This is a genomic window from Arthrobacter nitrophenolicus (assembly GCF_045833485.1).
GTDB lineage: Bacteria > Actinomycetota > Actinomycetes > Actinomycetales > Micrococcaceae > Arthrobacter > Arthrobacter nitrophenolicus.
The window spans coordinates 3,824,518-3,836,315 of sequence record NZ_CP174504.1 but is presented as its reverse complement, the minus strand read 5'-3'; the positions used below and the strand labels follow the sequence as shown (position 1 = coordinate 3,836,315).

Genomic DNA, 11,798 nt, shown 5'->3' with positions numbered 1-11,798 from the left:
CCCGCCGGGGTTTGCTGTTGCTGCAGTTGGTGCCGCTAACTCAGGCCGGGTACTGGCCGCGCTTGACCTGGGGCTTGGGAAGGCGCAGTTTGCGGAACTGCAGGGAGCGCATGGACCCGTACCAGACGGTGCCGCGCTCCACGTCCCCGAACTTCTCCGTGAGCCGCTTGCGGAGTTTGCGGGACAGGATGAAGACGTCCAGGAACACGGCCAGGAACATGACCCAGAACCCACCCAGGACGTAGATCATCAGGTCGCTGGAAGCAGGCACCACCAGGGACACCAGGACAAAGACCAGCGCACCGAACATGAGGTATTCGCCGAGGCTGAAGCGGGCATCCACGTAATCGCGGGCGAACCGCTTCTGCGGTCCCTTGTCCCGCAGGGGGAGGAACCTCTCGTCACCGGTGTCCAGCGCCTGGCGCATTTTCTGCCGCTGGTCCTGGATCGCCTGCCGCTCTGCGGCCTTGGACGCCTTGCGGTCCTCCGGCACCAGCGGGCGCTTGCGCGCTGCTTCCTGGGCCTTGCGGGTTGGGGTTGGAGCTCCCTTGCCAACAACACTGTTAGGCTGCGCCGCAGCGTCTGCCGCCTGCCGGTCTACTGATTCCTGCGCCGAGGGCGCTTCCTTTTTACGTCCGAACACCAGAACAGAATACCCTTGCAGGCCGGTGCAGGCCGCCCTCCGGGTCCGGGCTGCCGCAGGGCCAGATGTGACGCGGGTAATGTTTTCGCCATGACTTCATCACCCCAGGCTGCTCCTACCAACCCTGCCCGTCCCGCCACCCCGGGCCAGGCAGGCCAGAATGTTACGGAAGAACTCCGCGCGTCAATCGACAGCACCTTTGACCGGACCCTGGCCCGGCTCAAGGAACTCGTCGCCATCCCGGGCATCGCCTGGCCAAGCTTCGAGCGTGCGCCGCTGGAACGCAGCGCCGAAGCAGTCGCTGAACTGCTCCGCGCTGCAGGCCTGGACCCGGTACAGGTCCTCGCTTGCCCGAAGGAGGACGGGACTCCCGGCGGTCCGGCCGTCGTCGCCCGCCGTCCGGCCGCCGAGGGCAAGCCCACCATCCTGCTCTATGCCCACCACGACGTCCAGCCGGCCGGAGACGAAGCGCTCTGGGAGACGCAGCCCTTCACCGCAGTGGAGAAGGACGGGCGCCTCTACGGGCGGGGCGCGGCGGATGACAAGGCCGGCATCATGGCCCACATCGCCGCTTACGCCGCGGTGTCCGAGGTCCTCGGTGACGCGCTGGGCCTCGGTGTGACCTTCTTCTTTGAAGGGGAGGAGGAGGCCGGATCACCCACCTTCCGTCCCTTCCTCGAAGCCCACCGGGAGTTGCTGCGGGCCGACGTCATCGTCGTCGCCGATTCGAGCAACTGGAAAGTGGGCGTTCCCGCCCTCACCACCAGCCTCCGGGGGCTCGTGGACGGCACCGTTGAGGTCCAGGTGCTCGAACACGCGGTGCACTCCGGCATGTACGGCGGCCCCGTGCTGGACGCGCCCACGCTGCTGGCCCGCCTGATCGCGACATTCCACGACGCCGAGGGCAACGTCGCCATCGACGGCCTCGTTGCCACGGACCAGGCAACGGTGGACCTGCCCGAAGCCGACTACCGCGCCGATGCCTCCGTGCTCGACGGCGTCCGGCTCGCCGGTTCGGGCAGCATCGCCTCGCGCCTGTGGACGAAACCGGCCCTGTCGATCATCGGTATCGATGCCCCTGCGGTAGCGGTCGCATCCAACACGCTGCTGCCACGGGCCCGTGCCAAGTTCAGCCTTCGGCTCGCCCCCGGCCAGGATCCCGCGGCCGCCATGGACGCGGTGCGCCGGCACGTCGAGGCCCACGCACCTTTCGGTGCCAGGATCATCTTCACCCCGGGGGAGAGCGGCAACCCCTTCCAGACCGACACCTCCTCACCGGCCGCCAAGGTGGCCATGTGGGCCCTCGGCGAGGCATGGGGTGTCCCGGCCGTCAAAACCGGCATCGGCGGTTCCATCCCCTTCATCGCGGACCTGCTGGAGCTTTATCCGGACGCCCAGATCCTGGTGACGGGCGTGGAGGATCCGGACTCCCGCGCCCACAGCGCCAACGAATCCCTCCACCTCGGCGACTTCCGGAAGGCCATCCTGGCCGAGGCGCTGATGCTCGTGCGGCTGAACAGCCAGGGATGACGGGGCCAACGGGAGTGAAAACGGCGCACAGGGAACAAGCGGCGGCCTTGCATGGTTACGTCAGGAGTTAGAGCTACAGGGCTGTCCCGCGTAGCATGTAGCTATAGCCCATACCCCAATCCGTAGGGGCTGGCACCGCCAAGGCGGAGCCGCCAGGACCCGTCCTAAGAAGGTAGGCCAATGAGCACCGCAACCAATGAGAACAGCACCGAAACCACCAGCGCTGCCGGCGAGCTGCCGGTTCATGAGGTCAACCTGACCGACGTCGCAGCAGGCAAGGTCCGCAGTCTTCTCGAGCAGGAAGGCCGTACGGATCTGCGCCTTCGGGTTGCCGTGCAGCCCGGCGGCTGCTCAGGACTGATCTACCAGCTCTACTTTGACGAGCGCCTCCTCGACGGAGACGCCGTCCGCGACTTCGACGGCGTCGAGGTCGTCGTGGACAAGATGAGCGTCCCGTACCTCAGCGGTGCAAGCATCGACTTCGAGGACACCATTTCAAAGCAGGGCTTCACCATCGATAACCCCAATGCCGGTGGCTCCTGCGCCTGTGGAGATTCCTTCCACTAAGCCGGTTGTTTCGCCTGATGCCGGCGCCGTGCCCCCTGCCATGAACATTGGTTGGAGGCACGGCGCCGACATGTGGGCGAAATGCCCGGGGGAGCGGTAAGCTCTACACCGAGTAGTAAAACTTTTAGTGTGCCCGGGGCGCCGATGTGCGCCCGGACAACAGCAACAAGTAGGAAGGGCCGTCTGTGAGTTCGCAGAACCGAACCGGCAGCCGACGCAAAACGATCACTACGATCACTGGCTTGGCTATTGCCGGCGCGTTGGTTTTGACCGGATGTTCGCCAGAGGTAGAGAAGGGGTGGCTGCCCACTGAACGTGGCACCACCAGCAACACCGACCGCATCATGGACCTCTGGGTCAACTCATGGATTGCCGCCCTGGTTGTGGGCATCATTACCTGGGGACTGATCGTTTGGTGCATCGTGGCCTACCGCCGCCGCAAGGGCACTGTCGGGTTCCCGCGGCAGACCAGCTTCAACCTTCCCCTGGAAGTCTTCTACCTCACCATCCCGCTGTTCATGGTCCTGGTGTTCTTCTACTTCACCGACCGCGACCAGCAGGCCATCGATGACCGCTCCCAGCCCGCCGACGTCGTCGTTGACGTCCGCGGCAAGCAGTGGGCGTGGGACTTCAACTACAAGGCCGGCGACGTCATCGAAGAAGACGTCCACGAGGCCGGGGTCCAGGCGCACCTGACCGGCAACACGATCGACAAGGAACAGCTCCCCACCCTATACCTGCCGGTGAACAAGTCCGTTGACCTGGAACTGAACGCACGCGACGTCATCCACTCCTTCTGGGTTCCCGCCTTCCTGCAGAAGCGCGACATGATCCCCGGCAAGACCAACTACATCCGGTTTACCCCCACTAAAGAGGGCACCTACGACGGCAAGTGCGCCGAACTCTGCGGCGAGTACCACTCCGAAATGCTGTTCCGCGTGAAGGTGGTGTCCGAGGCTGAATTCCAGGCCCACATGGACAACCTGAAGGCTGCGGGCAACACGGGCCTCCTCGGTGTGGAGTACGACCGCAACCCGAACCTGAACGAAATTAAGTAAGGGGAGCGACGTGGCTACGTACACTCAATCCGCACCCACCGGAGTCCTGCCGGCTCCCGTGGTTCCCAAGTCCAAGGGGCGCATTGTCGTCAACTGGATCACCTCCACCGACCACAAGACCATCGGGTACATGTACCTGATCGCGTCCTTCGTGTTCTTCTGCCTGGGCGGCGTGATGGCGCTGCTCATCCGTGCCGAACTCTTCGAGCCCGGCATGCAGATCCTGCAGACCAAGGAGCAGTACAACCAGCTGTTCACCATGCACGGCACCGTGATGCTCCTGATGTTCGCCACCCCGCTGTTCGCCGGGTTCGCAAACGTCATCATGCCGCTGCAGATCGGTGCACCCGACGTCGCGTTCCCGCGCCTTAACGCCCTGGCGTTCTGGTTCTTCCTGTTCGGCTCCACCATTGCCGTCTCGGGCTTCATCACCCCGCAGGGCGCCGCCTCCTTTGGCTGGTTCGCCTACGCGCCGCTGTCCAACACCACATTCAGCCCCGGCATCGGCGGTGACCTGTGGGTCTTCGGCCTGGCGCTGTCCGGTTTCGGCACCATCCTGGGCGCCGTCAACTTCATCACTACCATCATCTGCATGCGCGCCCCCGGCATGACCATGTGGCGGATGCCGATCTTCACCTGGAACACGCTGGTCACGGCCATCCTGGTCCTCATGGCCTTCCCGCCGCTGGCTGCAGCGCTGTTCGCGCTCGGTGCGGACCGCCGCTTCGGTGCCCACATCTTCGACCCGGAGAACGGCGGCGCCGTCCTGTGGCAGCACCTGTTCTGGTTCTTCGGCCACCCCGAGGTGTACATCATCGCGCTGCCGTTCTTCGGCATCGTTTCGGAGATCTTCCCGGTCTTCAGCCGCAAGCCGATCTTCGGCTACAAGGGCCTCGTCTACGCCACCATCGCCATCGCCGCCCTGTCTGTCACCGTGTGGGCGCACCACATGTACGTCACCGGTTCGGTGCTGCTGCCGTTCTTCGCGTTCATGACCATGCTGATCGCGGTGCCCACCGGCGTGAAGTTCTTCAACTGGATCGGTACCATGTGGCGCGGCTCGCTGACGTTCGAAACGCCCATGCTGTGGAGCGTCGGCTTCCTCATCACCTTCCTCTTCGGCGGCCTGACCGGCATCATCCTGGCCTCCCCGCCGCTGGACTTCCACGTCTCCGACTCCTACTTCGTGGTGGCGCACTTCCACTACGTGGTGTTCGGCACCGTGGTGTTCGCGATGTTCGCCGGGTTCTACTTCTGGTGGCCCAAGTGGACCGGCAAGATGCTGAACGAGCGCCTGGGCAAGATCCACTTCTGGCTCCTCTTCCTCGGCTTCCACGGCACCTTCCTCATCCAGCACTGGCTGGGCGTTGAGGGCATGCCCCGCCGCTACGCCGACTACCTGGTGGAGGACAACTTCACTTGGATGAACCAGTTCTCCACGGTTGCGTCCTTCGTCCTCGGTGCCTCGCTCATCCCGTTCTTCTGGAACGTGTACATCACCTGGCGCAACGCCGAAAAGGTCCAGGTGGATGATCCCTGGGGCTTCGGGGCCTCGCTCGAGTGGGCCACGTCCTGCCCGCCGCCGCGGCACAACTTCACGTCGCTGCCTCGCATCCGCTCCGAGCGTCCTGCCCTGGACCTGCACCACCCGGAACTCCGCCAGGTGCACACCGTTGAGTCCCCCGCTCCTGCAGCCCAGGTCCTGGGCAACGCCGACCAGAAGGACACCGCACAGTGAAAATCGAATCCTGGATCTTTGGCGCCGGAGTCTTCTTCTTCGTCCCCGTAGCCCTGGTATACGGCTTCCTGACCAACTGGGGTGAATGGGTCGGCATCCTGGGTATCCTGCTGGTCGGCGGCCTCGCCGGCATGATCGGCGGATACCTCGGCTTCACCGGCAAGCGCGTCGGACTCCGCCCCGAGGACCGCAGCGATGCTGAGATCCACGAGGGCGCCGGCGAGCAGGGCCACTTCAGCCCTTGGAGCTGGTGGCCGCTGGTCCTCGGCCTCGCTTGCGCAGGCGGATTCCTCGGCCTGGCAGTCGGATGGTGGATCCTCTTCATCGCCGCCGGCCTCGCCGTCGTGGCACTCATCGGCTGGGTATACGAGTACAGCCGCGGAGACCACGCCCACTAGGCAAGCAGCTTCATAAGTACGACGTCGGGCCCCACCTTAGGTGGGGCCTGACGTCGTTTGTGTTACCGGCGCGCGCCGCGGCAGTGCAGGGGGCCTGGCCCCGCGGCTGCTAGGGCGCCCCCTGGGACTCCAGGAGGCCGGCAAGGTCCTTCAGGGCCTCGCGGGCTTCCTGATGGCTTGCAGGCCCGTTCAGGGCCGTTTCATTGACGCCCAGTTCCACTTCGCAGCCGTGGTGGAAATCGGCCGCCATCACCTGGAGCAGCGACCGGGCGTCCACACCGCTGATACCGGCCTTGGCGATGGTCACAGGCAAACCAGTGTCGGTGACGGCCCGGACGAAAACCGCGGCAGGACGGGCGTGCAGCCCGACAGAGGCCGTAACCACGGCCTTGTGTGTTGGCAAAGGGGACTCCTTCGTCGCGACGGCCCCCACCCGTCGGTGCTGATTTTTCCTGACCAAATATATCGGCCGCACACATTCACCGCCCAAACAGAACCTAGGCCGGACCGGGCTGGTCTAGACCTGACCTACCATAGAAGGGGAAATTCGACGGCAGGGAGAGACCATGGCGCCGGGCGCTCAGGGCATCAAAGGCGAAATTGACCGCACCAGCGGAACGTCCATCTACATCCAGCTCCGGGAAATCCTGCGGGCCTACATTGCTGAGTCATGCCCTCCCGGCAGTGCGCTTCCGTCCGAGCGCGACCTCGCCGAGCGCTTTGGGCTCGCGAGAATGACCGTCCGGCAGGCCATTGACGCGCTGGTCGGCGAGGAGGTTATCGAACGGGTGGTAGGGCTGGGCACATTCGTCCGCCGGCCCAAAGTTGACCTGCAGGTCAAGCTGACGTCCTACAGCGAGGAGATGCAGCGCCGTGGCATGGTTCCGGCGGCCAAGGTGCTCAGTTTCGAGCAGATCGGTGCCAGTGCATTCCTTGCCCGCGAACTCCAGCTCGATGAGGGAACCCCGCTGGTCCGCTTCCGCCGGCTGCTCCTGGCGGACGGGGAGCCCATGAGCGTGGATGAAAACTTCATTCCCGCCCACCGTGTCCCCGGACTCCTGGACGGCGAACCTCCCACGTCCCTGTACAACGTCCTCAGCGAGCAGTTCGGGCTGGTGATGGAGTGGGGCGAGGACATGATCGAGGCGACGGCCGCATCGCCCTCCACGGCCCGGCTCCTCAATGTTGAGGTGGGGTCGCCGCTGCTGAAAATCCAGCGGCACGCGTTCGTGGCGCGGGCGATGGTGGACTACTCCGTGTCCTACTACCGGGCGGACCGGTACAAGCTCTGGGTGCCCCTGCAACGTCCGGGAGCGCGGCGGGCCCGCAACCATTAGAGCCGCCGCTTCCCAGCCCGCAGCAGCCCCCGGAACGTGCTGCCAGGGGGTTAAACAGAAGAGGCCCGGTCCATGCGGACCGGGCCTCTTCTGTTGTGGAACCTAGTGGGACAGGCTCTTGGCTTCCTCGGGAGCTTCGACCGCTGCGTGGCCGTGGCCGTGTGCAGCCTCAAGCTCGGCAGGGGTTGCCGGAGCAACGCGGTCCTCAAAGAACCACTTGGAGAGCAGTGCGCGGCGCTTCTCCTTGCGCGTCACCACGCCGTGTTCGTTCGGAATCGCCGGAATAACTTCCGGTGACTCGAAGCCCACCAGCTTGTAGCGCTTGTACTCATCCAGCGGTGCGTGGACCTCGATGAACTCACCGTGGGGGAGACGGACGATGCGGCCGGTCTCACGTCCGTGCAGTGCGATTTCGCGGTCCTTGCGCTGGAGCGCCAGGGCAACGCGCTTGGTGACGATGAACGCAATGATCGGGCCGATGAAGAACAGTGCACGCAGCCAGTACGTGACGTCGTTCAGCGAGACACCGAAGTGCGTCGCGATGAGGTCGGATCCTGCCGCGGCCCACATCACGCAGTACCAGACGAAACCGGCCATGCCGATCGCGGTGCGGGTGGGGGCGTTGCGGGGACGGTCAAGCACGTGGTGCTCGCGGTCGTCCTTGGTAACCCAGCGTTCGATCCACGGGTACATGAACATCACGGTGAACAGGATGCCCGCCGGGACAAGGGCCGGCAGCAGCACGTTGAACGTGAAGACGAAGCCGAACCAGTTCTGCTCCACCTGCCAGTCACCGAAGGTACCCGGCATCAGGCGCAGGGCGCCGTCCACGAAGCCGATGTACCAGTCAGGCTGGGTACCGGCGGAAACGGGGGAGGGATCGTAGGGACCGTAGTTCCAGATCGGGTTGATGGTGAAGAAGCCGGCCATCAGGGCCAGGACACCGAAGACGATGAAGAAGAACCCACCGGCCTTGGCGGCGTACACCGGACCCAGGGGGTAGCCCACAACGTTGTTGTCGTTGCGGCCCGGGCCGGGGTACTGGGTGTGCTTGTGGACGACCACCATGAACAGGTGCAGGACGATCATGAGCAGGATAAGCGCCGGCACCAGCAGGATGTGCAGCATGTACAGGCGGCCGATGATGGCGGTGCCCGGGAACTCGCCACCGAACAGGAAGAACGAGATGTAGGTGCCGATGACCGGGATGGACTTGATGACGCCGTCGATGATGCGCAGGCCGTTGCCGGACAGCAGGTCATCAGGCAGCGAGTATCCGGTGAAGCCGGCAGCCATGGCCAGGATGAGCAGCACCCCGCCGACAACCCAGTTCATTTCGCGCGGCCGGCGGAATGCGCCGGTGAAGAAAACGCGGAGCATGTGCACGGCGATGGAGGCCACGAACAGCAGTGCCGCCCAGTGGTGTACCTGGCGCATGAAGAGCCCGCCGCGGACATCAAAGGAGATATCCAGGGAAGAGTTGTAGGCCACCGACATCTCCACGCCCTTGAGGGGGACGTAGGAGCCGTCGTAGTGGGTCTCCGCCATGGACGGATCAAAGAAGAACGTCAGGAAAGTGCCCGAGAGCAGTAGGATGACGAAGGAGTAGAGGGCAACTTCGCCGAACATGAAGGACCAGTGGTCCGGGAAAACCTTGCGGCCGAATTCCCGAAGGATTCCAGAGCCGCCAACGCGCGAGTCGACGAAGTCGGTAAACCGGCCGGTCTTGGTTTTGGCGACGAAAGCGGGCTCAGCTGTTGATGCTGCGCTCATGCATATCACGCTCCCAGTAACTTGGTCCTACGGGTTCTTTGAAGTCGCTGGTAGCGACCAGGTAGCCCTCGTCGTCAACTGCGATGGGCAGCTGGGGGAGAGGCCGGCTGGCGGGGCCGAAGATCACCTTGCACTCCTGCGTGAGGTCAAAGGTGGACTGGTGGCACGGGCACAGCAGGTGGTGCGTCTGCTGCTCGTACAGAGCAACAGGGCAGCCGACGTGGGTGCAGATCTTGGAGTAGGCAACGATGCCGTTGTAACCCCAGTCCTCGCGTCCCTCGGAAGGGTTCAGCGAGGCAGGATCCAGACGCATGAGCAGCACAACGGCCTTGGCCTTTTCGTTGAGCTTGCCCTCGTGGAGTTCGTTCAGCCCTTCGGGAATCACGTGGAAGGCCGAACCGATGGTGACGTCCGCAGCCTTGATGGGGGTGCCATCGGGGTCGCGGGCGAGGCGCTTGAGCTTGCCGTCCTGCGGCGCCCACATGGTGTGCGCCAGCTTGTTGTCCGGGCGCGGGCCCAGGTCGCCGAAAATGGCGACGGCGGGGAGCGGAGCCAGGGCAACGGCGCCGAGAAGCGTGTTGCGGATCAGCGGGCGGCGCTTGATGCCGGTCTCCTCGACGATGTCGTCGACGATGCGGACAGCTGCCTTCCGGTCCTCTTCGTAGCGGATCGCGTGGCGTTCCTCGGAGACCTCGTGATCGGGCATCAGGGCCTTGGCCCAGTGCACGATGCCGGTACCGATGCCGAGCATCGCGAACGCGGTACCAAGGCCCAGCAGCATGTTCTGGAGCCGGATGGTGCCGATGGTGGACTCGTCGCCACCCAGATCGATGGCAAAGTACGCCACCAGGAAGATCAGGGTTCCAACAACAGAGATGCCAAATAGTAAGGCGACCTGCCGTTCTGCCCGCTTTGCGGCCTTCGGGTCCGTGTCAGCCAGGCGCAAACGGTGCGGGGGAATTCCAGGATCCTGGAACTTCTCCACCTCATTCTGACCAGCCGTAGCTACGGTGCCCGAGTGGTTCGGACTGCCGTCACTATGGTTGCCCATAATTCGCCTCATCCTTCTCTCGTCCCGGCGGGTGCCGGGTTAGTTTCTAATATCAATCTGCTGACGGTGCAGCAGTAATTCTTGGGCTTGGGCCGGACGTCAGGACGTACGGGAGGTCAGCCAGATGGTGAACGCGATGATGACACCGAGGCCGGCGACCCAGACAAACAGGCCTTCTGCGACCGGACCCAGTGAACCGAGGTCGGCGCCACCGGGGGAACCGGTGGTTTCGATCTGCTTCAGGAAGGTGATGATGTCGCGCTTGCCCTCGGGGGTGATGTTTGAGTCACTGAACACCGGCATGTTCTGCGGGCCGGTGACCATGGCCTCGTAGATGTGCTTTCCGGAAACGTCGGCCAGGGCCGGAGCGAACTTGCCCCTTGTCAGGGCACCGCCGGCGGCAGCTGCGTTGTGGCACATGGCGCAGTTGGTGCGGAACAGCTCGCCACCCTCGGCGGCGTCGCCGCCTTCGTCCAGCAGCTCTTCTTCAGGAACTGCCGGGCCGGCTCCCAGGGAAGCAACATACGCTGACAACTGCTGGGTCTGCTCATCGTTGAACTGGACAGGCTTCTTGAGTGCCTGGGGGCCGTTCATCTGCATCGGCATGCGGCCGGTGCCAACCTGGAAGTCAACTGCAGCGGCACCTACGCCCACCAGGGAGGGTCCATCCTGGGTTCCACTTGCACCGAAGCCGTGGCACGTGGCGCAGTTGGCGTCAAACAGCTTGCCGCCCTCTTCAACGTCGTTCGCACTGTAGGTGGTGGTGGAAGCCTTGGCCTCGTTGACGGTGGTGGCAACGGCGTACAGCCCACCCGTGAGGAGGAGCCCCATCAGGAGCAGCGCTATTGCTGCAAGTGGGTGACGCCGCTTTTGTGAGAGTGCCTTCACGTGGTGGTTCCTTTAGTCGTTCCTGCGCCGGCTCCGGGAGCCGCTACCTGAAATTCTGCCTCTTGTAGAAAAAGAATCAAAGCTGGCTACTTGAGTACGTAGATGACCAGGAAGAGGCCGATCCACACGACGTCCACGAAGTGCCAGTAGTAAGAGGTGACGATCGCAGACGTTGCTTCGAAGTGCCCGAACTTCTTCGCGGCAAAAGCACGGCCCATGATGAGCAGGAAGGCGATGAGCCCGCCGATCACGTGCAGGCCGTGGAAGCCGGTGGTCATGTAGAACGCGGAGCCGTAGGCGTTGGAGGAGAGCGATACGTGCTCGGAAACGAGCATGGCGTACTCGGTGGCCTGGCCGGCGACGAAGAACGCACCCATAAGGAACGTCAGGAGGAACCATTCGTTCATTCCCCAGCGGGAGAACTGGAACGCACCCCCGGTCCGGCGCGGCTGGAGCCGCTCAGCGGCGAAGACGCCCATCTGGCAAGTGAAGGAACTGGCCACGAGGACGATCGTGTTGGCGAGCGCGAAGGGGAAGTTGAGCTTGGCTGTCTCGTCCGCCCACATTTGCGCGCTGGTGGAGCGCAGGGTGAAGTACATGGCGAAGAGACCGGCGAAGAACATCAACTCGCTGGACAGCCACACTACGGTTCCAACGGAAACCATATTGGGGCGGTTCAGCGTGGGGTGCGCCGGGGTACTGGGGGCATGGGTCGCAGATGTCACATAGACATTATGTCTGTAAAAGTCCGTGCTGCCCAACGCAAACCGCCTTTTCGGGGGACTTTTTCTACAAAGACGCGAAATCGCTGCGAA

Annotated in this window: 12 protein-coding genes; 6 read left to right on the top strand and 6 right to left on the bottom strand. The window is 64.0% G+C overall.

Annotated features, from left to right (window positions below):
* Positions 1 to 40 precede the first annotated feature (40 nt).
* The gene (locus ACJJV6_RS17730; protein WP_035753534.1) at positions 41 to 643 is read right to left on the bottom strand and encodes a DUF3043 domain-containing protein; all 603 of its coding nucleotides are present in this window, start codon (positions 641 to 643) and stop codon (positions 41 to 43) included.
* 90 nt (positions 644 to 733) lie between these two features.
* Here ACJJV6_RS17730 and ACJJV6_RS17725 point away from each other — a divergent pair, with 90 nt between their 5' ends.
* From ACJJV6_RS17725 to ACJJV6_RS17705, 5 genes are all read left to right on the top strand, one after another.
* The gene (locus ACJJV6_RS17725) at positions 734 to 2,173 is read left to right on the top strand and encodes a dipeptidase (RefSeq protein ID WP_009359025.1); all 1,440 of its coding nucleotides are present in this window, start codon (positions 734 to 736) and stop codon (positions 2,171 to 2,173) included.
* A gap of 180 nt (positions 2,174 to 2,353) precedes the next feature.
* Positions 2,354 to 2,740, top strand: a complete 387-nt coding sequence (locus ACJJV6_RS17720) for an iron-sulfur cluster assembly accessory protein (protein ID WP_009359026.1) — start codon at positions 2,354 to 2,356, stop codon at positions 2,738 to 2,740.
* Between the two features lie 185 nt (positions 2,741 to 2,925).
* The gene (gene coxB, locus ACJJV6_RS17715; RefSeq protein WP_035753537.1) at positions 2,926 to 3,798 is read left to right on the top strand and encodes a cytochrome c oxidase subunit II; all 873 of its coding nucleotides are present in this window, start codon (positions 2,926 to 2,928) and stop codon (positions 3,796 to 3,798) included.
* A gap of 10 nt (positions 3,799 to 3,808) precedes the next feature.
* Positions 3,809 to 5,536 (top strand): cytochrome c oxidase subunit I, encoded by a 1,728-nt coding sequence (gene ctaD, locus ACJJV6_RS17710; RefSeq protein WP_035753543.1) that lies wholly within the window; start codon positions 3,809 to 3,811, stop codon positions 5,534 to 5,536.
* Complete coding sequence (locus tag ACJJV6_RS17705; RefSeq protein ID WP_009359029.1) at positions 5,533 to 5,934, top strand: cytochrome c oxidase subunit 4; 402 nt, start codon at positions 5,533 to 5,535, stop codon at positions 5,932 to 5,934. The genes ctaD and ACJJV6_RS17705 overlap by 4 nt, the downstream gene beginning before the upstream one ends.
* Positions 5,935 to 6,043: 109 nt before the next feature.
* On the opposite strand, the gene ACJJV6_RS17700 is transcribed toward ACJJV6_RS17705, so the two are convergent.
* Positions 6,044 to 6,337 carry an HPr family phosphocarrier protein gene (locus tag ACJJV6_RS17700; RefSeq protein ID WP_009359030.1) on the bottom strand — a complete coding sequence of 98 codons (294 nt, stop codon included), beginning with the start codon at positions 6,335 to 6,337 and terminating at the stop codon, positions 6,044 to 6,046.
* 163 nt (positions 6,338 to 6,500) lie between these two features.
* Here ACJJV6_RS17700 and ACJJV6_RS17695 point away from each other — a divergent pair, with 163 nt between their 5' ends.
* Positions 6,501 to 7,271, top strand: a complete 771-nt coding sequence (locus ACJJV6_RS17695; RefSeq protein ID WP_009359031.1) for a GntR family transcriptional regulator — start codon at positions 6,501 to 6,503, stop codon at positions 7,269 to 7,271.
* Between the two features lie 102 nt (positions 7,272 to 7,373).
* Here the strand turns inward: ACJJV6_RS17695 and ACJJV6_RS17690 are convergent, their stop codons facing one another.
* The 4 genes from ACJJV6_RS17690 to ACJJV6_RS17675 form a co-directional block, all read right to left on the bottom strand.
* Positions 7,374 to 9,044, bottom strand: a complete 1,671-nt coding sequence (locus ACJJV6_RS17690) for a cytochrome bc complex cytochrome b subunit (RefSeq protein WP_354175946.1) — start codon at positions 9,042 to 9,044, stop codon at positions 7,374 to 7,376.
* Complete coding sequence (locus tag ACJJV6_RS17685; protein ID WP_009359032.1) at positions 9,022 to 10,095, bottom strand: ubiquinol-cytochrome c reductase iron-sulfur subunit; 1,074 nt, start codon at positions 10,093 to 10,095, stop codon at positions 9,022 to 9,024. Before ACJJV6_RS17685 ends, ACJJV6_RS17690 begins: the two co-directional genes overlap by 23 nt.
* A gap of 99 nt (positions 10,096 to 10,194) precedes the next feature.
* On the bottom strand, positions 10,195 to 10,983 hold the full coding sequence (locus ACJJV6_RS17680; RefSeq protein ID WP_035753546.1) for a c-type cytochrome: 789 nt from the start codon (positions 10,981 to 10,983) through the stop codon (positions 10,195 to 10,197).
* 86 nt (positions 10,984 to 11,069) lie between these two features.
* Positions 11,070 to 11,744, bottom strand: coding sequence for a heme-copper oxidase subunit III (locus tag ACJJV6_RS17675; protein WP_268743683.1), 675 nt, complete (start codon positions 11,742 to 11,744; stop codon positions 11,070 to 11,072).
* Positions 11,745 to 11,798 lie beyond the last annotated feature (54 nt).

What these genes read in the sequence shown, in the direction of transcription:
- ACJJV6_RS17725 (WP_009359025.1), top strand. Translation starts at nt 734, where the DNA reads ATGACTTCATCACCCCAGGCTGCTCCTACCAACCCTGCCCGTCCCGCC.
- ACJJV6_RS17720 (WP_009359026.1), top strand. Translation starts at nt 2,354, where the DNA reads ATGAGCACCGCAACCAATGAGAACAGCACCGAAACCACCAGCGCTGCC.
- ACJJV6_RS17695 (WP_009359031.1), top strand. Translation starts at nt 6,501, where the DNA reads ATGGCGCCGGGCGCTCAGGGCATCAAAGGCGAAATTGACCGCACCAGC.
- ACJJV6_RS17690 (WP_354175946.1), bottom strand. Translation starts at nt 9,044, where the DNA reads ATGAGCGCAGCATCAACAGCTGAGCCCGCTTTCGTCGCCAAAACCAAG.
- ACJJV6_RS17685 (WP_009359032.1), bottom strand. Translation starts at nt 10,095, where the DNA reads ATGGGCAACCATAGTGACGGCAGTCCGAACCACTCGGGCACCGTAGCT.